This is a genomic window from Streptomyces prunicolor NBRC 13075 (assembly GCF_000367365.1).
In the GTDB taxonomy this organism is placed as follows: domain Bacteria; phylum Actinomycetota; class Actinomycetes; order Streptomycetales; family Streptomycetaceae; genus Streptomyces; species Streptomyces prunicolor.
Window position 1 is genome coordinate 26,165 of the sequence record NZ_BARF01000060.1, and the last position, 20,672, is coordinate 46,836.

Consider the following 20,672-nt stretch of genomic DNA (forward strand, 5'->3'; position numbering starts at 1 on the left):
AGTAGTTCACGACGCTAGGAGTACGCCGCTGTCCGTGACCAGAGGGGCACGGTGGGTGGAGGCGATCATTCCGCCCGATTGACGGGGAAACGTTGTCATGTAGGTGACGTAAAGGTCTGGTCATGCCTGCATCGGAGGGTTCATCGAGCGTCAAGGGGTGGGTAGCGTCCGCTCGGATCGAGTGATCGTTATGGACGCAGAGGGGCGGGGCGCTGTGGTTTCTGGTAGACACCGGGGCGGCAAGGCTGCCCCGAACGGGCCGGGCCGCAAGTGCCTGGCCGAGCCGGATTGCACTGCCCGCTCCCACTGTGGCTCTCGCCGCGATGGTCTTATGCGCCGAACTCTTACTGGCAACGCCGGACGCTGTGGCCGTTCAGCACCAGGCGCCAACCCCTGCCTATGACGAGCCGGTACCGGTCTCCGCTGTCGCCTCGCACTGCCACCAGCCCAAGCCCATGCCGGCCTACCGGCCCACGCACGTCTCACGGCCCTCCGGTGCGGCGAAGGTCGCCCTGAGGGGAATTGGGGCGACGACGAAGCAGGCATCCGGTACCGCGATGCGCGCCGGATCGGCCAGGCGAAGACCTCAGCGAAGCGCAACGTCGCGTGAGGTATGTCATCGGATTCCTGTCTCCAGGTCTCGGTCCAAGGGCTGGCCCGGCGGCGAATACAAGTGGCCGTCCGGGACCCCGCAAAGATCAATTCGGCACGCTGACGCCCTATGTGACCAGCCATCCGAAAGTAGCGACATGCCCATGTCGTAAATCTGACGCGAGATTCCCGAGCGGCAATTCCTGGACGGTTGTCCTGGGTGCGTTCCGTTGCGACTTCAAGATCGACTTCATCGACTTCCATCGGCATCCGAAGGAGCAAGTTCTTGCCAAGGACGATAGGTTCACGCGCCCGGACGGGCGGCCGAGTGAGACCCGTGGGCCCCCTGATACGCGGGCTGACCGCCATGACGGCGGCGATCTCCGTGATCGTGGGCCTCACCGGTACGGCCGAAGCGGTCTCGAACCACCGGCAACCCGGCCTAACCCAGGTCAAGCCGGTCCCGGTGACCGCCGTACGCTCCCACTACGGCCCGGTCCGGCACCTGGCCAACTCGCCCTCACCGAAGGTGAAGTGGCCCAGCGGTACCGCTGTCTTCGCTGCCACCGCGATGACCGCTGCGGCCCCGACAGCAACGGGCGGCACTGCCGCGAACACGCATGCGGCATCCGGCGCCCGGCTCCGGGCGGGCAGCCTCCCGGTCTGGCTGGCACCCTCCGCCGGCCTCTCCCTCGGCCACGCCGCGGTGCGTATCCTGCCGCAGCGGACCGGGCAGTCGGCCGGTGTCGACGGAGTGCTGCTCAAGTTGTCCGGGCTGCCGAGCGGCAGCCACGGAAAAGTGAAAGTCGGCCTGGACTACCGGGACTTCTCCGCCGCGTTCGGCGCCGACTGGGGCTCGCGGCTGCGGCTCGTGAAGCTGCCCGACTGTGCCCTGACCACGCCGCGACTCGCCTCCTGCCGCACGCAGACCCCCGTTGCCTCGGCCAACAGCGCCACGGCGCATACCCTTTCGGCCCCGCTCACCCTCGCCAAGAACAGCGTGGTCCTGGCGGCCACCGCCGCGCCGAGCGGAGGTGGTGGTGACTTCGCCGCCACCTCGCTGAAGCCCTCCGGCTCCTGGCAGGCCGGCGGCAGCACCGACGCGTTCACCTGGTCCTACCCGATCACCGGGCCCAGCGTTCCCGGCGGGCTGACTCCCAATCTCTCACTGGGCTACGACTCCCAGAGCGTGGACGGCCTGACCTCGTCCACCAACAACCAGGCCTCGGTCGTCGGCGACGGCTTCTCGCTGCCGAGCAACTACATCGAGCGTTCCTACGGCTCCTGCCACGACAATCCCACCGGCGCCACAAAGACTTGGGACAACTGCTGGTCGTCCGACAACCAGCTCACCCTCTCGCTCAACGGCACCACCACCACCCTGATCAAGGACGACACCACAGGGACCTTTCGGGCCCAGGGCGACTCCGACGAGCGCGTCGAGCGGCTGACCGGCGCGACCAACGGCGCCCAGAGCGGCGAATACTTCCGGGTGACCACGTCGGACGGCACCCAGTACACGTTCGGCCTGAACAGGCTGCCGGGGTGGGCGTCAGGGAACGCGACCACCAACTCGGTGCTGACCGAGCCCGTCTACAGCACCGACTCGACCCAGCCCTGCTACAACGCCACCTGGGCCAACTCCTGGTGCCAGCAGGGCTACCGCTGGATGCTCGACTACGTCAAGGACACCCACGGCGACGTGATGTCCTCCTTCTACACGCCGACCACTGCCTACTACGCGCGCAACCTCGGCAAGACCGCCGACACCCCCTACGTGCGCGACGCGGTGCTCGCGAAGATCCAGTACGGCCAGCGCGACGGCTCGGTGTACTCCACCAGCCCCGCCGCTCAGGTCACCTTCGCCTACAACGGCCGCTGCAACACCTCCGCCACCGGGTGTGCCACCTCCACGCTGACCAGTTCCACCGCGTCCCATTGGCCGGACGTACCGTTCGACCTGAACTGCGCCAGCGGCGCCACCTGCTCGGCCAACTCCCCGACGTTCTGGAGTGAGAACGAGCTGACGGGCGTTCAGACCCAGGCGTTGGTCGGCTCCACCGAGACGAACGTCGACTCCTGGGCGTTCACCTACTCCTTCCCCGCCACCGGGGACGCGACCACGCCCTCGCTGTGGCTGAATTCGGTCACCCGCGCCGGCCAGGACACCTCCGCCGGCGGTTCCACGTCGGCGCTCGCCATGCCGAAGGTGACCTTCTCCGGCGCGCCGTTGTCGAACCGGGTGGACGTGACCGACGGCTACCCGCCGATCACCCGTTACCGGCTCAACACCATCACCACCGAGTCCGGCGGCATCATCAGCGTCGGCTACTCAACCGCCGCCTGCGCGAGCGGCACCCCGAGCGACGCCGGCCAGAACACCTCTCTGTGCTACCCCGGTTACTGGACTCCCACCGGGCAGACCAGCCCGATGCTGGACTGGTTCAACAAGTACGTCGTCACCGCGGTCACCCAGCAGGACCCGACCGGCGGCGGCGTCAACGACACCATCACCACCCGCTACCTCCCCGTGGGCACCCCCGCCTGGCACTACGACGACAATCCGCTGACCCCCACGGCCCAGCGCACCTGGGACCAGTGGCGAGGCTACGGTGGCATGAAGGTCACCACGGGCACCGCGCCCGACCCGGTCACCGAGACCGACTACACCTACTTCCGCGGCATGGACGGGGACACCCTGTCCGGTGGCAAGACCCGCTCGGCGGCCGTCACCGACTCCCGCGGCGATCCGCCGGTGACCGACTCGGCCCAGTACGCCGGTCTGACCTACGAGACGATCCTCTACAACGGGCTGAACAGCGGAAAGGTCGTCAACGACACGATCGCCGCACCCTGGAGCAGCAGCGCTACCGCCGTCCACGCGCTGTCCGGCGGGCTGCCGGCGCAGAAGGCGTTCCTGACCGGCCAGAACGCGGTCAATGTCTTCACGCCGCTGGCGTCCGGGGCCACCCGGGAGACCGAGACCGACTACACCCGCGACTCCCACGGCCGCGTCACCAGGGTCGACGACAAGGGCGACGTATCCACCGCGACCGACGACCTGTGCACCACGGCGAGCTACGCGGACAACACCTCCACAGGGATCTTCGACCTGGTGGACGAGACGAAGACGGTGTCCGTCAACTGCTCGGCCACCCCGACGCTTCCGGACGACGCCGTCAGCGACAAGCGGGTCTACTACGACGGCTCCGGCACTCTGGGCGCCGCACCCACGGTCGGTGACCCCACCTCGACCCAGCAGGCCACCTCGTACAAGGGGTCCACCCCGGTCTACTCGACCATGTCGTCGCTCACCACGGACGTCTACGGTCGGACGCTGACCAGCACCGACGCCGACCAGCGGACCGCCACGACCGTCTACACCCCGACCACCGGCGCCGCACCCACCGCCATCGTCTCCACGGACCCGCTGCAACAGACGCTCAGTCAGACCTACGACCCGCTTCGCGGGTTGATGCTGACGCAGACCACCGCGGCCGGCTACGTCACCAAGGCGCAGTACGACGCGCTGGGGCGGATCACCGCCGTGTTCCGGCCCGGCATCACCGACGCCACGACCAAGTACAGCTACACGCTCGCCGCCGACAAGCCGAGTTCCGTCATCACGCAGACCCTGAATGACGACGGCAGCTACCGCAGCAGCGAACTGCTGATGGACGCGCTGCTTCGGCCTCGCGAGACGCAGATCACCACCGTCGACGGCGGCCGGGACGTCACCGACACCGTCTACGACACCAACGGCTGGGTGGTCAAGTCCACAGCCCCTTACTACACCACTGGCGCCCCCAGCTCCACGCTGGTGCAGGCGCAGGACGGTGACATCCCCTCAGAAAGTGGCTTCACCTACGACGGTGCCGGACGCAAGACCGTGGCCACCGCCTATGCGCTGGGCACCGCCACCTGGAACACCACCACCGTCTTCGGCGGCAACTTCACCACCACCGTGCCCCCGAAGGGCGGCGTGGCCGAAACCACGATCACCGACGCCCGGGGACGCCAGACCGACCTGTACCAGTACCACGCCGGCGCCGCGGCCGACCCGGTCCACGCCGCCGCCTCGGACTACTCCGACACGCACTACACGTACTACCCGGACGGCCACCAGGCCGGCCAGACCGACCCGGCAGGCAACACCTGGACCTGGACCTACAACCTCCTCGGCGACCAGGTCGCGGCGACCGACCCCGACTCCGGTGCCTCCTCGGCGACCTATGACAACGCGGGCCAACTGCTCACCACGACCGACGCCCGGGGCGACCAGGCCCAGTACGACTACGACAAGGACGGCCGCAGGACCGCGGCCTACGACATCACCGGCAACGCCACCGCGTCCACCGCCAACCAGATCGCCGCCTGGACGTACGACACGCTGAAGAAGGGGTACCTCACCTCTTCCACCTCCTACCAGCTGGGCACCACCAGGGCCTCGGTCACCAACACGGTGCTCGCCTACACCGGCATGGGCGAGGTCGCTGCCTCGAAGACCACGCTGGCCAACCTGCCGAGCAACCTGGCACCGCTGGCGCCGTCCGCCGGCTACACGGAGGCCTACACGTACAAGATCACCGGTACGCTGTCGGGCCGGCAGGACCCGGCGGGCGGCGGACTGCCCGCTGAATCCGTCAACTACGGCTACGACCAGTACGGTCAGGTCACCAGCGTCGGCAGCACCGGCACCGCCGCCTGGACGTACGTCTCCGCCATCGGCTACGACGAGTACGGCGACCCGCTCCAGTACTCCATGGGCCCGACCACCAGCTGGGTCGATCTGACCCTGAAGTACGACCCGCAGACCGGCCAGCCCACCGACGCCAAGACCACCGATTCCACCAGCGCCACGGTTGTCGACGACACCAGCTACACCTGGGGGAACTCGGGCGTCTCCAAGGGCGCAGGACTGCTCACCTCGACCACCGACAGCCAGAACGGCGGCTCGGTCACGGACACCCAGTGCTACGGCTACGACTGGGCAGCCCGCCTGACCTCGGCTTGGACCGCCACCGACAACTGCGCCGCCACACCCGACACCGGCAGCAGCGCCACCGTCGGCGGCACCAACCCCTACTGGCAGACGTGGAGCTACGCCGCCGACGGCCAGCGCCAGACACAGACCGACCACGACACCTCCGGCAACAGCGCCGACGACACCACCACGACCTACCACTACCCGGACCCGGGCTCCGCGACCGACCAGCCGCACACGCTCGGCAGCACCACCGCCACCGGCCCGGCGACCGCCGCGAACACGGCGTCATACCACTACGACGCATCCGGCAACACCACCTCGATCCAGGGCGGCGCACTGGGCGACCAGACCCTGACCTGGAACCACCAGAACCGGCTGGACACCGACACCACGTCGGCCGGCGCCACCAGCTACCTCTACGGCCTCGACGGCGGCCTGGTGCTGCGCACCGACCCGACCCAGGCCACGCTCTACCTGGGCGACGAGGAGCTGGTGGAGAACACCGCCACCAAGGCGGTGACCGGCACCCGCTACTACTCCGTCAACGGCACCACCGTGGCCGCCCGCTCCAGCAGCGGGAACGTCCAGTACCTGATCCCCAACCGGCAGGGTACCGACTACCTGTCCGTCGACTACCAGACCCAGGCGGTGACACGGCGCCAGTACCTGCCGTTCGGCGGGACCCGCGGCGCGGCCCCGGCCTCCTGGCTCGGCGACAAGGGGTATGTGGGCGGCACCACCGACACCGCCACCAGCCTGGTGAACCTCGGTCTGCGCGAGTACGACACGCAGACCGGCCGCTTCGTCAGCCGAGACCCGCAACTGGAGGCCACCGACCCCTCGCAGCTGACGGGCTACGACTACGCCGCCAACAATCCGGTGACCGGCAGCGACCCGACCGGACAGAGCTGGTTCAGCTCCCTCTCCAACGCGGTCTCCAGCTTCGCCGACACTGCCCAGCAGGTCATCGACCGGACCAACGGTCCCATGGCCGCACTCGGCGTCGGGCAGCTGCTGCTCGGCGGAGCTGCGGACGGCCTGGGCGGCGCGCTCATGGCGTCCGGCATCGGGGCGCTCGGACCGGGCGAGGCCCTGATCTGGGCGGGCTCCGCACTCGCCGTCACTGGCTCCGCCACGGTGGCCACCGCTGTCGCAGCGCCGAATATCGCGTTTGCCGTCCGGAACGGTGATGGCGGCGGGGGCGGCGACGACGGGGGTGGGTCCGACGGCTCGTCCGCCGAGGATTCGAGCCGGGACGCGGATGCGCAGTCCTTGGTCGGTGAGCACAAGAATCAAGGGCGGACCTCGCAGCTCACCCTGGACAACGCCTACCGCTCGCTGGACGGCGCCCCGGAGGGGACCCGGTCCCAGCTTCTGCCCGAAGAACATGAATACAAGAACATGCCGGGTTATAAGAACCCTGACCTCGAGTACCTCGACCAGCAGGGCAACGTCGTCGGCTATGGCGAGGTCAAGACGGTTGGGGATGCCGATCAGGGAGTCTTCAACAAGCAGCTCGCCAAGGCCGTCCAGCAGCTGCGCGTTCGCGAGGACGTGGAGGGGGAGATGGACGTCAACGAGATCTTCGTTCAGGTCCCCGACCTGGTCGATGCTCGGGAGGTCAAAGGGTGGGTCCGCGCCTATCAAAAAGGCCGCCTGCATCATGGGAGCGACCTCGAAAAGATCCGCGGATACCATGTGCGGGTCTACACCGAAAGCGGTAGCAAATTGGCTGACTTCGACCTCGGGATCGACGCCGACGAAGGCCACGTCGTGGACCACACCTACTATTCGCCGAACGGGTACTCCTACTGATCCGCCTGTTGCGGCTGTCTGACACCAGGCTGTAGCCCGGAGCAGGAGCGGATGCGTACCGTCAGGACGCGTCCGCCCCTGCCTGTTCGAAAGGCGCGTTTCCTTGTCCTCGACGCTTTACCGCGTGCGTGAACCGTTTCCAGACGCTTTGAGCGCGCTGTCGCGGGCGCGCGCGATCATGCGCGACCTGACCGACTGGACGGCCGAGCCCTGGCCTCAGCTGGACAAGGTCACCACGGTCGAGCAATTCACCTACGCACTTCGCACTTTCGACACCGCCCGGTTCACCGCGGACCGGGTACCTCACGTCTTCCCTTTCATGGACGAGTTGCGGCGCCGGGGAGTCGTCACGTTCGACGCCCGGCAGATGAAGTCCTGGTTCAGCGGCGACGTGCGGCTGGGCCCGGACCTGGCGGATCTTTGGCCCCTTCCCGAGAGCGTGGACCTCTCCCTGGCTGCGACTCCGCCCTTCGGCGCGCCCGGGGGTGAACCTGAGGACACCTGCACCGAGGAGGAACTGGACCGGATGGTCTCGGTGCTTGGCCCGCTGACCATGAGCGTCATCTGGGACTGCGCCTGGCGTGGTCTCCCGGAGGCCAAGGGCTGCGGCGTGCTGCTCTGCCTGAACAGCGTCTGGCTGCGGCAGCACGACGAGCCGTCCCCCGGCGAGTTCGGCGTCTGGATCTCCCTCGGCCCCCGCGTCGCCTGGACGCCTGAGGGCCAAACCTGGGTCCGCGACTCCGGACTCCCGCTGGGTCAACCCGAGGAAGGCTGGTGACCCGGACGCCACGCGCCCCCTTACACGCCAGTGCAGGCAAGGCGTGCGAGCCACTTGCGCGGGGTGGCGTCAAGTCGATCCGAGGGTTCCGTCTGCGGGTCTTCAGCGAAAGCGGCAACAGTCTGGGGACCTTCGACTTGGGCGCCAATGCTGACGAAGGCCGTGTCGAGGGACGTACCTACTATTCGTCGAACGGGTACCTCTACTGATCCGCCTGCTGCCGCTGTCCGACATCAGGCTGAAGTCCGGGACAGGGGCGGATGCGTACCCGTGAGGGCACGTCCGCCCCTGGCCCTGTTCGAAAGGCACGTTCCTTGTCCTCGACGCTCTACCGAGTGCGTGAATCCTTTCTCGACGCCCCGAGCGCGCTGGGCCGCGCGCGAGCGATCTCGCGCGATCTCGCCGACTGGACCTCTTGCCCGACGCCCCGCATGGAGCCGGTCACCACAGCCGAGCAATACGCCTACGTCCTCTCTGCCTTCGACACCGCCCGCATCTACGGGAACCGGAGAGAACCCGGCGTCGGCCTCTCTCTGGAGGAACTGCGGCGTCGCACCGTCGTCACGTTCGACAACGACGAGCCGAACTCCTGGTTCGCCGGGTACGTGAGACTCTGCCCCGACCTGACCGACCTCTGGCCGCTGCCCGCGGGGCTGACCCTCACTCTGGACTCGACCTCGCCCTTCGGTGATCCTTACAGCGAGCCCGACCCCGACTGCACCGAGGACGAACTGGATCACATGGTTTCCGTTCTCGGACCGTTGGCTCTGAACGCAAGCTGGGACTGCGGCTGGCGCGGTCTCGCCGAGTCCAAGGACTGCGGCGTGCAACTCTGCGCCAACAGCGTCTGGACGCGCCAGATCGCCGAACCGTCCCCCGGCGAGTTCGGCGTCTGGATCTCCCTCGGCAACCGCATCGCCTGGACGACCGAAGGCGAGAGCTGGCGCCGCGACTGCGGACTTTCGCTGGGCGAACCCCAGCAAGGCTGGTGACTTGGACGCCCGGAGCTTTACGCCCCGGTGGAGGCGAGGCGTGGGGGGTGACGCCGGGGTGGGGCGGAACACGTGGGCGAAGCAATGGAGGTCGGGCAGGCTGCCCGGCAGTCTTCCCCGGCGACCGGCAGGCAGGTGCCGGTCAGCAGCCAGCCAGCCTCGCTGGACTCAGGGGTCCCCTCTGCGGGTCTACACGAAAGCGCCGACAGCCTGGGCGACCTCGACCTCGGCAGCAACGCCGACCAAGGTCACGTCGAGGTACATACCTGCTGTCTGCTGAACAGTTGCTCCTGCTGAACCGCTGGCTACCGCTGTCTGACTTCAGGCTGTAATCCGGGATGGGGCGGATGCGTACTGTGAGGACGAGTCCGCCCCTGGTCCCGTCCGAAAGGCACGTTCCTTGCCCTCGACGCTCTACCGAGTACGCGAACCCTTTCTCGACGCAGTGAGCGCGCTGTCGCAGGCACGGGCGATCATGCGTGACCTGACCGACTGGACGGCCGAGCCCTGGCCTCAGCTGGACAATCGTCCCAAGTAGTTACCAATCAAGCTGGGATTGGAGTGGTCCACTACGGCGTATCTCTGTACAGCGAGCTTTCTGTGCAAGCCTTCCAGGCTCATATGGTGCTGTCTCTCCTTCTTATGAAGGGTTACGCGGTTGAGGCTGTAAAACCTGTTCAGTTCAGGCTCGACGTAGTGTGACGACGTTGCTGGGGAGCGAGGACTGTGCTGTCTTGGCATGCTCCTGGACTACTGCCGGGGCTTCCCTCAGGCCAGAGGTGATCTGTTCCATCAGGTCGGGGGCCCAGCCGCCGGTGAGGGTGGTGAAGAGGTCTGGGGTAGGCCGTTGCTCCAGGCCGCGTTCAGCCATTACGGCGAGCAGACGTGGCCGCTCGGGTTCCAGATCGGCCCATCCGGGTTCCTGGATCCTCCAGGTGACTCCCGTGTGGGGATCGCGGCGTGCGGAGAGCTGCTTGAAGAGGCCCGTGGCGCGGTGTTCCTCAACGAGACCGAGGTGCTTGCCGTGCGTGATGATCGCCGCGAGTGACATCTTCCAACGCTGCTTCAGCGGCATCAGGGACGTGAGTGTGACGGCACCGGGCCACTCCTCGCGGAGCATGTCAGCGGGAAACAGGAACTCGTTGGCGAAGCGGTTGGCGGCATCTTCGTCTACCTCGCCTGTGGTTCCACGATGCAGGATCAGGTGGCCGGCCTCGTGGGCGATCGACCAACGCGTGCGCTCCCACGAGTTCACCGGCCGCGCGACGATCAGAGGTTGTTCGTGAAAGTCCCCACCCCATACGGAGAAGGCGTCGTGTCTGGCGTCTGGCATGTCGACGTCGGCGACGGCAACGGGTACGCCGGCGCGTTCCAGCGTGTGGATGACATGGGGGATCGGCTCGGATTCGGGAAGGTCGAGTGCCTGACGGGTCTGCCGGGCAGCTTCTTCGGGACTGATGTCCTGGCGTAGCGCCATCGGCAGACGGAGAGGGGGCTGCGTGGCGTGTTCGCCGAGGGCGGTCACGAGCTCAACGATCATCTCGGCCAAGGTGGTGAGGGCGTCGATCTGCGCCACCTTGATCGACTTCTTGCTGCGGAACAGCAGCGAACCGCGGTGAATGGGTAGCCCCGGAGGCTGGGAGAAGAACTCGGCGGGAAACCTCAAGCGGGTCGCGAGAGTTCTGAGCTTGAGACGCGGCATGTCCGTGGACGTCGAGCGTTCGAGCGCGGTCCACGCCGAGGGGGACATGTCCAGCATCTGCGCGAGAGGCTTGATGGGGCTTTGGCGGATCGTCCGTGCCTGACGGACGCGATATCCGTAGACGGCGATCGTGTCAGCCACAGCAGCCCATCTCCATTGTCTATCTGTGAGGGGCTACGCCTGAGTTGGTGTATCCCCTGTTCCGTCGGCTTCCCGAGGGTGGCGCCGGTCGACCAGGTCGTCGAAGTCGTCGTTCACCGCGCTGGCGACGGTCGCAACGTTAGCGTGCTTCAGAGTGGCGAGAAGAGGCACCTCCGTCGACGCGCAGACAGTCATCGGAGAGCGGTTGAGCTCCTCGAGGTCGTCCACGATGACGGCCCTGAAGTCGGCCATGAGATCACTCGGGTCGATGTGCCATACAAGAACGGGGGTCAGGCCGACGTCCAGACCGTCGCCGTCGGCGTCGAAGATCGGGGGTTGATGGACGTCAGGAGGGCGGTACGCCGCTGCGTTGAGCACGGGCGGCTCCTTGGCCTTGCGGACGCGTATTTCGTGGCCGGTGCGCTTCTCACGGAGACACACTGAGCGGTTCGGCTTCTCCACGAGGGTGAACTTGCCCGACCCGAACACCGGGTTGTCGGCGGCGAGCAGGACGCGGTCCCGCATCTCCATGGCCACCACCGCCCCCTGCACCTTCTTGGGGACCGGGCGCTTCTTCCGCTCGACCTCCATGGCGACAGCGAGGCTCTGTTCGCAGTACTCACGCATCCGCGCCAGATCCACCGCATTGCGCTCCACGAACGCATCGAGCCACGACTGTGGGTTCATGCCTGAAATTTTCGCGGTGAACCCACATGGTGTCAACTCGTTTTCGAAAGAGTCGAGTTGGCGCAGGGGGTGGCTGCCGTAGTCCGACATGAGTTTCCGCAGGCCAGACAGGAGCGGTGCTCGCCAGGTCCTCCCTGAAGAATCTTGTGATACCCAACTGTGCCCCGTCGTCCGAAAGTGACCGGGCATGGGGAGCCGACTACACGCCGTGATTCGAGGTCAGGCAGGCCGTCGTCGGCCCAGCGGGAGTGGTGACCGCGGCGGGAAGGGTCTGTCGGATGGGCGGGTGGCGACTCCTGGCGGACGGTCAGGAGTCGCCACCCGGTCGCACTCCGGTGTGCCCAAGATTTCCGTAGGCTGCATTGCTGGCAAGCAAAGCGATGAGCTGGTGAACCGCCGCCCGGTTCCTGTTCAGAGGGGCTCGACTCCGAGTACTTTCTGCAACAACCACTGTTGCGCGTCGCTGAGTTCGTCCCAGTCACGCTGCTGTTGCATCAGCCAGGTGTCCAGTTCCTCGCTCTCACTACCCGGAGTCCTTGGGGTGGCGAGAGAGTAAGACTGCACCCCCGTCAGATCGCTGCCGATACGGCGTTGCGCCTGAGCGCGGCGGAAACACCGCTGCCACTGTACAGAGGACCACTTCGGGCTCCAGTCCGGTGCGATCTCCTGCGGTTGCTCGTTCGTGTAGCTGACGGAGAACGGGTGGAAGTCCGCCCAGGACAGGGGTGCGCCACTGCCCTTGCCCGTTTCCCAGAAGTCCTGGAGACGTTTGATGATGAAGGTACCCGCATGTGTCGAACCCAGGGTTCGTGTGAAAGAGGCGGCCAGAGTGGTGAGCAGCTCCGCTGCCCGCTGAGGCTTGCCGGCTGCCCCGACGCATTGGGCCTGATAACCGCGGGCTTCCAGGGAGTCAGGGTGTTCTCTTCCCAACACCCGATCGAAATCAGGGATCAGAGCCGTGTACAGCTCCACTGCCCGGTCCGGATTGCCGGACGCGGCTATGTCAAGGGCCTGACGCTTTCGCGCGGTGAGCACCGTAACGTCGTCTGCGCCAGCTGCGCTTATGAGGCTCGGGATCAAGCATTCATACAGCCATGCTGCTTCGGCCGCGTGCCCTGCCTCTCCGAGCCAGTAGGCGTGCTGGTGGCGGATGGCGAACGTCTCGGCCCCTTCGCCGTGCATGAGAGTCATGTCCTGGACCAGGCCGGCGTACAGAGTCGCGGCCTTCAGCGGCTTTTTACCGGTCTGGCCGACGTGCTGGGCATGATTGCTCCGACCGATCAGGACGTTCTTTCCACCCCATCCCTGGATTGGGAACCACGTGCGGATGTCCTCGGCTATCTGAAGAGCCATCGCCCCGTCGTCAGGCTCGGACTGCAGGATCCACTCGATGTCATGTCGCGGCAGCATGTCTGCAGGCACGCCTCGGACACCGGCCAGCAACTGAGCGAGGTTCTCAGTGCGAGTGGTCCAGGCCACATTTCGGAGCCACTTGTCGGGACTGTTGTAGCGGGCAGAAAGCACGCCTATCACCCGGTCATCGTGGACACGGCGGACCGGCGCTCCACTCATGCCGGGAAGAGCAGCTCCGCTCTCGACTCGGCCCAGGCTGACCGTGCCGTCACGGAGAACGTTGCCTGCGCACGTGCCGTACGCGTCAAGGAACCGGTACTCATGCCTGTCGTCGACCTTCGGTGTCCCGGTAATCACGATGGGAGTGCCGGGCGATTGCGTGTCGGTGGGAAGCCATCCGGACACTGTGGCGGGCAGTTCCCTGTGGGAACGGATCACGGCCAGGTCGTGGTCCATGTCAAATGTCTCCACGACCCCGTCAAAGGCGTCACCCCCCACGAGCGGTTCAATGCATATCTGTGCCCCGGCCACCCCCGCCTTCAGATGGTTGAGGACATGCCACGCGGTTACAAGCCAACCGGGTGCGACTTGGAAACACGTCCCGAAGGGCACTCCGTGGAGATCTAAGATCCGCCCGAGGTATCCCGGTACCGGCGCCGGACCGGTTACCTCCGCCCTTCTCATGCAGCTGCCGATGCAGTCGGCTCCGAGCATGCACCCTGACTGCTGGACGGAGTGGGAGTGCGGTTGTACGTGAGCTTCACCCGCAGGGTGGCCTCACTGGTCGACCCCGCCACGATGAGACTTCCTTCTGCGCTGAACCGCAGTCCAAATTCCACCTCCAGTGCATCCGGCCGGGCTGCGCGTCGACCGGTTTCTTCGATCATCCTCGCTGTGGACGTTGCTACCTCCACGATGGCCGTCTGCGCTCGGTTGAAGGCATCCTGCACCCTCTGCGTCGCATCACCGATCCGCGAGAGCTCCTCTGTGCCACTGACTTGAGCTGTTTCCACCAACAACTCCGCCTCACCAACCCGAACAGCGATCGTTCTAGCTGTCATACGAAACTCCAATCCCAGTGCTGACCTCGCTAGTGACTTCGCGGGGTGGAGCACGGTTGCCATTCCAGGACGGCGCTCGGTTGCATGTGAGGGCGCCTGTTGATCCGTGCACCACCTGCCCTCGCGACATGGCTCGATCCGCCCTCGATGTGATGGGCAGGGAGAACGGGATGCCGCAGTCGCTGAAGCCGTCGCTTGCGCGCGTCTCGACGCGATTCATTGCACCGGCTGGCCTAGCTACCTTCCATCGCTTCATCCTTGGAAAGGTGCCACTCAAAACGTGTTTGACCTTGCGGGTGCTGACCCGTTGCCGCCGGCGCGGGAGCAGGCCGGCCAGAATCCGGATACCGACCGTGCCGAGGAGAGCGTCCCGGTCGGTGTCCGGGGTGATGATGCCGTTGGCTTGGATCACCTGGTTGCGGGCGGTGTGTAGCGCGATGCTGAAACTGCAGCGGTCCGGGTCGGTGCCGGGGAGGGACTCGGCGGCGTCGACCATCACGGTGCGTAGAGCCTGGTAGAGCGTGAGCAGGGACCACATCTCCTGCTCGATGCCTGCCAGGTCGCCCGAGCGCAGATTGCGCCCGTTCATGATCGTGTGGCGGAGTGCGTAGTACCCGGATTCGTGTTCCCACCGCTGGTGATAGAGACCCACCAGCGCGGTGGCGGGGTAACAGCGGGCGTCGGTCAGGGTCGTGACCAGTCGGTAGGACCCGGTGAAGGACGTGCCGTCCGCGCAGGCCACGGCAATCTGGACGTCGATGATCCGCACTTTCACGGTGCCGATCACCGACAGATAGGACCCGTCAGCGAGGAGGGTGAGGACCGGTGTGCGTCGGTTGCTGCGGAGCCGGCCCAACACCTGAGCGCCGGTGTTGGTGACCTGCGCGAGGAAGGCATTGCTGTCGAATCCTTTGTCCCACAGCACCAGCATGTCCGGCCGCAGCAGATGTAGCAGCCGGCCCGCGTAGCTTGTCTCGCCCTCGGCGGTGGGACCGAACACCGCGCCGACCACAGCCCGGGTGCCGGTCTCGACCAAAGTCATCAACTCCAGTGTCGGATAGCCATGATGCGAAGTCCTGCCCAGCCAGGCCCGGTTCCGCCCGGAGTCGGGGACCCTAAGCGAACTGCAGCCGTCGAACGACACCGTCCGGTACGAACCGAAACGCACTCCGGGCGTCGTCGGCCGAGCCAGCAACCCGGCCAGCACCTCGAACAACGCCCGCACCGGCGTGCTGCCGATCCGCCGGCGCAGGTCACGCAACGCCTTCGCCGACGGACAGACCACCGGCATCCCGGACAGACCCGCGGTCAGCTTGTCCCAGGCGAGGCGATAGCCGACCTCGGGGAACAGGCACATCGCCAGCAAGAAGTAGACCCCGGCCCGCGACGGGAGATCACGCAACCGCTGCTGCACCGTCCCCGTCTCCGCAGGGACCGCGTCCACCAGCTCAAAGGGCACGACGGCGGTCAGTTCCCCAGATGCCCGAGAGCGAACCGGCCCGCGGCCACGGTGACCGTTCGGGTGATGGCCGTCAGCGCAGACGGCAGGACACAATGACGGGGCAACGGAGCTCCTTCGGGACAAGCTGTCTTGGTCGACTGCCTGTACCAACGAGCTCCGTTGCTCTGTGTCGGGAATCCTTCAACTCACTTGCGTGACCTGCGAAAACGCTAACTACCCGGCCTTGGGCTTTTGCCCCTATTTATGGACATCTCTTGAAGATCGGTCGCGGGGTCCGAGGAGGAAGTGTCCAGGTGGGTGCCGCCCGGTATCCGAAGGAGTTCAAGGGGAACGCGGTCGCGCTGGTGTTGTTCAGCGGCCGGTCGGTGGGCTCGGTCACCAAGGAGCTCGGGGGAAACATCGAATCGCTGCGGCAATGGGTCCGCAGGGCCCGGCCCGCGACCATCGGCGGGGACGGTGACGCGGTGACACCGGTCGAGCGGGAGGGGCTGAAGCGGCTGCCGAGGCATGAGCTGGAGAAGGAAATCCTGCGGAATGGCGCACATGTTCGCATTTCCGAAATTCCGCTTATCGGTTCCAAACTGGCCGGCTCTTTTCGGTCAATACTGTGCCAACCTGACGGTCTATATGTGGACAAGGGCGGCGAGGGGGACGACCAATGTTCGCGGCAGACACCAATCCGCTGCCGGGCTGGCGCGGGGGCGACGGGAACGCCGCCTATCTCGACAAGACCTTGAAGTTCGGGGAGATCGAGACACAGCTCAACGAGAGTACGCATTTCGGATTCCTGGTGGGGCTGGTGCTCCAGGGGCTTCTGACCGCATTCCTGTTTTACATGGTGTGCTCGGTGATCGGCCTGTTCCTGCTAGTCGTCGCGGGCATCGTGGGTCTGCTCTGGTTCGTGGTGTCTGGTTTCCTGTCGGTAGCGCTCTTCTGGGTCGTCCTGCTCTTCGCCCGGGTACCTGAACCGATCGCCGAGTGGCGGGTATTGCTCGCCGAGCGGTACGGCCGCCGGGAGAGCGTCTATCACGGCATCCGGCAGGTGCTGCACACCCGCGGCTACCCTGTGCGGGTGGAGGAGCAGGAAGGACGGATGATCCTCAGGGAGAACACCTACTCCGTCTACATCTCCGTCTTCGCCTACGGCAGCAGCCTGTACCTCGGCTGGATGATGTGGCGTTCGCGCCGGGGGTACCAGTTCATCGGGCAGTACCTCCGCGACATGATGCAGGGCATCCAGGGCCGTAACCAGGTCGAGTGGCAGATGCTGCGCAGTGAACGCGCCCGCGCCCTGCGCGAGGCCGCCCACATCGCGTGCCGGGAGGGACTGGCCGTGGCACTCTCCGACACCACCCCGCTCGTCCCGCCCGCCCAGCTCACCGGGCCACAGCCTTCGTACGGCAGTGGCATCCCCGGTCCGGTGCAGGGAGGCTACGGCGTGCCGGGCACCGGGATGCCCGCCGCCGTACCGCAGATGCCGGCCACCCCGCCCCAGATGCCGTACGGCGGTGGCACTCAGGGCGGACCGGGCTGGCAGGGGTGACCATGGCCCCGGACGGCTTCCTCGACCTGGCCGGACCGGAGGTGGCCTGGTGCGTCACCGGGGTCCGGCTGGAACCGGACCCCACCCTCGCCCGGGGCTCCGGGGCTCTGGGCCTGCCCGCCGAGGAACACCGCCGCCGCGCCGTCCAGTTGGAGCGGGCCTGGCTCACCGAGGCCTGGGCCCCGGACGGCCGCTGCTGGGAACTGCGGTACGGCCCCAGCGGGCGCGGCGACGGCCGGCTCGGGTGCGTGCTGCTGGCGCGTGCGGCCGGGCCCACGTCCCAGGCGGCCCGCGCCGGGGCGCACCTGCTGCGCGAGCAACTCGGCAGACTGCCCGGCTCGGTCCGGCTCGTCCCGCTGGACGCCGGGCAGCTCATGGACGCCCTGCGGCCTTGGGAACCGGCCGGGATGGTGGAGATCCGGCCCCGGGTGCACTGGAGCGCAATCCCGCGCAAGGACGCGGCCTTCCCGTACGGCCTGTACGTGGACGCGCTCACGGCCGAGCCGGTCGCCTGGGAACCGCTGTGGACCGAACTCACCCGGATCGACGGCCGGTTCAGCCTCGGCGTACGGCTCGAACCGCTGATGTGGCGGCAGCAGGACACGGCGATGGTGGAACGGCTCCTCGTCGAGTACACGGCGCTGGGACGGCCCGGCCGGTTCAACCCGGCCACAGGGTGGCAGGAGGCGGCCGTGCCCTTCGCGGAGGAGGCCGCGGTCCGCTACGCGCGGCTTCGGCAGGTGGTGGACACCGGCCCCGCATACCGGCTGCGGACCGCCCTGGCCTGCGCGGATCCGGCCGCGCTGGCGTCCGTCGCGCAGGCCGCACAGGTGCTGGCCGCCGCGGTCGGCGGGGCGGGCGGGGCCGGGGCGGCCGTCGTCCGGCCGGTCCGGGATCCGGGCGAACACCAGGCCGCCTGGCGGGCGTTCGCCCATCTGCACGACGAGTGGCTGCCCCAGGTGCGGCAGCAGGAGTTCCCGTACGGCCTGGGCGACTTCGAGCGGATGCTGGTCGACCGGGTCATGGTCACCGAGGCGTCGGCCGCGTTCCGGCTGCCCGCCGAGACAGGTGGTCATCTGCCCCTGTTCTCCGTCTTCGCCGCCGGCCCGCGGGGCGGCACTCCGACTCGCCCCGCAGGGCCGCCCCCGTCCTCCGCCGGGCTGCCGCTGCCGCCGCCCGGATTCGGCGGGCCGCCCGAGCCTCGGCAAGGAAGGACCCCGTGATCCACCTCGCCCTCACCTTCGACGAAACCCCGGAAGCGGCGAGCGAGCTGCACCGGTCGCTCGCCGCGTGGTTGCGCAGGGACGAACGGCTGCGCCGGTCCACCCGGCTGGTTGAGGAACCCCCACCGCCCGGTGCGCTCGGCGGTCTCGCCACCGCGGTCGAACTGGTCACCGCCGCGGGGCCGGTGCTCAGCGCGGCCGTCGGAGCCTTCGGCTACTGGCTGGGCCAGCGGATGACCGGCCACCCCATCAGCTTTGCGGTCACCCTCGCGGACGGCACCTCGCGGTCCTTCACGGCCGACCGGCGCGATCGGGAGCTGGTGCTCGTGGAGTTGGAGCGGTTTGTGAGGCGCGAGCAGGCGGGGCAGGCCGAAGCCGGGACCGGACCGACACCGGATCCGGATTCCGGTGTCGGTCCGGGTGCTGAGCCCGGTCCCGGCTCCGCCCCCGGCCCTGCGTCCCCCACCATCTCGTGACCCCGCCCCCCGCCTTCCGGCCCGCCTCCGAGAACGCGCTCGCCGTGCTCGTCGGTACCGCCACCCACGTCCACCCGAGCGAGCTGCCCGCCGTGCCGCAGGCCGCCCGGAGCGTGCTGGCGCTGCATGACGCGCTTGCTGCCCCGCGGGGGAGCTTCGGGTACCCCGCGGGGCTCCGTACGGTCGTCGACCCGCGTGACGCCGACAAGGTCGTCGATGCCTTGGTCCGGCCCCGGGACGACGCTCCTCCGGACCGGCGGGAGCCGGATCTCCTGCTCTTCTACTACGCCGGACACGGCTTCGCCGACGCCGATGAGCGGCAGCTGCGCCTCGCGCTGCCCGCGACCCTCTCCACCCGGCGCGGCGACGGCCCCTCGCTGCCCATCCGTGAGGTCTTCGCGGCGATGACCGCGAGCGGTGCCCGGCAGTGCGTCGCTGTGCTCGACTGCTGTTTCGCCGGGCTGGCCCTGCACGCACCGGAAGCCGCCCGGATGCATCTGCTGACCGCCGCGGGCGAGGGCTACCAGGCGGGCTTCCTCGACGGCCGCCCCGACCTCCCGACCGCGTTCACCGGCAGTCTGCTGGACCTCCTGCACGCCGGCGTTCCCGATGAAGGCCGCCACCTGCGCCTGGGCACCCTCTACCGACGGCTCGCCGTCATCCTGCCCGCGTCCGACCCGACCCGTCCCGACCCTACCCAGCGGATCGTTGACGACAGCGCAGACCTCGCCCTCGCCGTGAACCCCGCGCACGGCACCGCCCACACCCGCACCGGCTTGTGCTGCCGCCGTGACTTCGCCCTGCTGGCTCGGAAGGCGGGCCGCCGCGCCGCTGACTTCGACGACCGGAGCCGGGCCGCGAGACACCTGACCCAGGCCGTCCATGAAGTATGGGCACTGACCGCCGACGCGACGGCAGCCCTGGGCAGGACCGACCCCGACACCCTCTACTACCGGGAGCTTCTGGGCGTCCTGCTCGGCGAGTCCGGCGACTCGGAGTCCGCGCGGGCGGTACTCACGGAACTCGCCACCGACCTTGAGGCCGAACCCGACCACGTGGAGCGCCTCGAGTCGGTACGAGCGCGCCTGGCCCGTCGGATCACTGAGGAGCCTTCTAATCCAGGGGGACGAGACCGTCTCTCGGTGGAATGAGAATCGGCGCACAGCATGCTCTCAACTCACCGCCCAGGCAGGCATCTTGAGTGTCGTTGAACACCCCAGGCCACAGCTGAACACGCCGGAACAGCCTTCCATGAGGAACCGGCGCGGAAGATCGATTGGTTGTGCGTAGCCGCCCAGACGCCGGAAAGGTAAGCAGGGACAAGGCGCCCATTACCTTCCTTGTAGAGCCCGGTTCGGGCAACTGGTCCGACTGGTACCGCGTCGCTGTGCCTCAGGCGAGCAGGCATGCGTGGAGCATCTGAAGCGAATCGATGGAGAAGACGGGCGCGATGACTGATCACCTCAAGGACCCGCAGGTCGTCTCCTGGGGAGACCTGGCCGAGGATTTCGCTTTCACCGATACCGAAAAGGACCAGATCCAGAAGGGGGCGCAGGCGATGGTCCTGGCCTCCCGTGTGCACCGCCTCGCCGAGTTGCGGAAGCGGCAGCACACCACACAGGTCCAGGTCGCCGAAGCCGTGGGCGTCACCCAGCCTCGCGTCTCGCGCATCGAGAAGGGGCAACTGGAGCGCAGCGAGGTCGAGACCCTCGCCGCCTACGTCAAGGCGCTCGGCGGCAAGCTGAAGATCGTCGCTGACTTCGGCGATGAGAGCTACGCCCTCGGCTGACCCGATCGACAGACTGAGGTCCAGGATCATGCGCAGCCCGGCAGACGAACTCGTCAGGGACGATGCTCCACC

The 20,672-nt window shown here is 67.5% G+C and carries 14 protein-coding genes; 9 read left to right on the forward strand and 5 right to left on the reverse strand.

Annotation, left to right across the window (positions count from 1 at the left end; genetic code table 11):
* Positions 1-928: 928 nt before the first annotated feature.
* The 3 genes from SPR02S_RS56465 (at position 929) to SPR02S_RS27380 (ending at position 9,163) form a co-directional block, all read left to right on the forward strand.
* A complete protein-coding gene (locus SPR02S_RS56465) occupies positions 929-7,393 on the forward strand; it encodes an RHS repeat domain-containing protein (RefSeq protein WP_052347059.1) in 6,465 nt (2,154 codons plus the stop codon).
* Between the two features lie 124 nt (positions 7,394-7,517).
* Positions 7,518-8,171 carry a hypothetical protein gene (locus SPR02S_RS27375; protein WP_026150908.1) on the forward strand — a complete coding sequence of 218 codons (654 nt, stop codon included), beginning with the start codon at positions 7,518-7,520 and terminating at the stop codon, positions 8,169-8,171.
* Between the two features lie 335 nt (positions 8,172-8,506).
* Complete coding sequence (locus tag SPR02S_RS27380) at positions 8,507-9,163, forward strand: hypothetical protein (protein WP_026150909.1); 657 nt, start codon at positions 8,507-8,509, stop codon at positions 9,161-9,163.
* Positions 9,164-9,845: 682 nt separating this feature from the next.
* Here the strand turns inward: SPR02S_RS27380 and SPR02S_RS27385 are convergent.
* From SPR02S_RS27385 to SPR02S_RS56470, 5 genes are all read right to left on the reverse strand, one after another.
* Complete coding sequence (locus SPR02S_RS27385; RefSeq protein WP_019060207.1) at positions 9,846-11,006, reverse strand: ImmA/IrrE family metallo-endopeptidase; 1,161 nt, start codon at positions 11,004-11,006, stop codon at positions 9,846-9,848.
* Between the two features lie 33 nt (positions 11,007-11,039).
* On the reverse strand, positions 11,040-11,783 hold the full coding sequence (locus SPR02S_RS27390; RefSeq protein WP_158697881.1) for a hypothetical protein: 744 nt from the start codon (positions 11,781-11,783) through the stop codon (positions 11,040-11,042).
* A gap of 321 nt (positions 11,784-12,104) precedes the next feature.
* Positions 12,105-13,760 carry a S1 family peptidase gene (locus tag SPR02S_RS27395; RefSeq protein ID WP_078623009.1) on the reverse strand — a complete coding sequence of 552 codons (1,656 nt, stop codon included), beginning with the start codon at positions 13,758-13,760 and terminating at the stop codon, positions 12,105-12,107.
* Positions 13,727-14,170, reverse strand: coding sequence for a CU044_2847 family protein (locus tag SPR02S_RS66200; protein ID WP_373283340.1), 444 nt, complete (start codon positions 14,168-14,170; stop codon positions 13,727-13,729). Before SPR02S_RS66200 ends, SPR02S_RS27395 begins: the two co-directional genes overlap by 34 nt.
* Positions 14,097-15,719, reverse strand: coding sequence for an IS4 family transposase (locus SPR02S_RS56470; RefSeq protein WP_078623010.1), 1,623 nt, complete (start codon positions 15,717-15,719; stop codon positions 14,097-14,099). Before SPR02S_RS56470 ends, SPR02S_RS66200 begins: the two co-directional genes overlap by 74 nt.
* A gap of 143 nt (positions 15,720-15,862) precedes the next feature.
* Here SPR02S_RS56470 and SPR02S_RS60485 point away from each other — a divergent pair, with 143 nt between their 5' ends.
* The 6 genes from SPR02S_RS60485 (at position 15,863) to SPR02S_RS27425 (ending at position 20,600) form a co-directional block, all read left to right on the forward strand.
* The gene (locus SPR02S_RS60485) at positions 15,863-16,306 is read left to right on the forward strand and encodes a transposase (protein WP_158697883.1); all 444 of its coding nucleotides are present in this window, start codon (positions 15,863-15,865) and stop codon (positions 16,304-16,306) included.
* A complete protein-coding gene (locus SPR02S_RS27405) occupies positions 16,228-17,112 on the forward strand; it encodes a hypothetical protein (RefSeq protein ID WP_019060211.1) in 885 nt (294 codons plus the stop codon). The genes SPR02S_RS60485 and SPR02S_RS27405 overlap by 79 nt, the downstream gene beginning before the upstream one ends.
* A gap of 2 nt (positions 17,113-17,114) precedes the next feature.
* On the forward strand, positions 17,115-18,335 hold the full coding sequence (locus SPR02S_RS27410) for a hypothetical protein (protein WP_043258527.1): 1,221 nt from the start codon (positions 17,115-17,117) through the stop codon (positions 18,333-18,335).
* Positions 18,332-18,811: an effector-associated constant component EACC1 gene (locus SPR02S_RS59045; protein ID WP_019060213.1), complete on the forward strand. Its 480-nt coding sequence runs from the start codon at positions 18,332-18,334 to the stop codon at positions 18,809-18,811. The genes SPR02S_RS27410 and SPR02S_RS59045 overlap by 4 nt, the downstream gene beginning before the upstream one ends.
* A complete protein-coding gene (locus SPR02S_RS27420) occupies positions 18,808-19,962 on the forward strand; it encodes a hypothetical protein (protein WP_026150910.1) in 1,155 nt (384 codons plus the stop codon). The genes SPR02S_RS59045 and SPR02S_RS27420 overlap by 4 nt, the downstream gene beginning before the upstream one ends.
* Positions 19,963-20,261: 299 nt before the next feature.
* Positions 20,262-20,600 (forward strand): XRE family transcriptional regulator, encoded by a 339-nt coding sequence (locus tag SPR02S_RS27425; RefSeq protein ID WP_026150911.1) that lies wholly within the window; start codon positions 20,262-20,264, stop codon positions 20,598-20,600.
* Positions 20,601-20,672 lie beyond the last annotated feature (72 nt).